A 511-nucleotide genomic window follows, 5' to 3' on the forward strand; every position below is an offset into this window, starting at 1 on the left:
CAACCTCGACAACATAGGGGAATTGCTGTTCCCCGTATGCGTCAGCGGTGACTTGAACATCGAATGTCGGCATCACGGAATCCTGATCGTGATTGGCTGAAGCTGATAGGTGCCCTGCGTTGGATAGAACGAAGACGTTGGCAACTTGAACCCGCCCTTGAACGTGCCGGAGATCCACACACCGACATAGGCAGCAGTGCCGCCAGCAGCCACATCAAAAGTCACGACGCCTGTGCTGTACGTTTTTGTCCCTGCAGACGCGGCGGTCAGCGTCACGCTTTTGCGCGCATAGGCTGGCGACCCGCCAGACAGCTCGTTGAGCCCTGTTTCTCCAGGGTCACCGCTGTGCAGTGACAGGCTTGCGCTGCCTGATGGGAATGCGTTGTCGAGCATTGCGTTTTTAACGGTGGTAGTCGGTCCGGCCATCAGCTGATCATCCTGTGAAATTGTGCGGTCACAATCGAATAATTCGTCTCGGCCTCTCGAATCGATACTGTCCCAGCGAACCGGT

General features: G+C 56.4%; 1 protein-coding gene. It reads right to left on the reverse strand.

Features of this window, described 5'->3' with window-relative positions:
- Positions 1-72 precede the first annotated feature (72 nt).
- Positions 73-511, reverse strand: a 439-nt coding sequence (locus E4680_RS13975; protein ID WP_205688961.1) for a phage tail fiber protein, incomplete at its 5' end; no start/stop codon positions are given.

This window comes from Candidatus Macondimonas diazotrophica (assembly GCF_004684205.1).
Lineage (GTDB): Bacteria > Pseudomonadota > Gammaproteobacteria > UBA5335 > UBA5335 > Macondimonas > Macondimonas diazotrophica.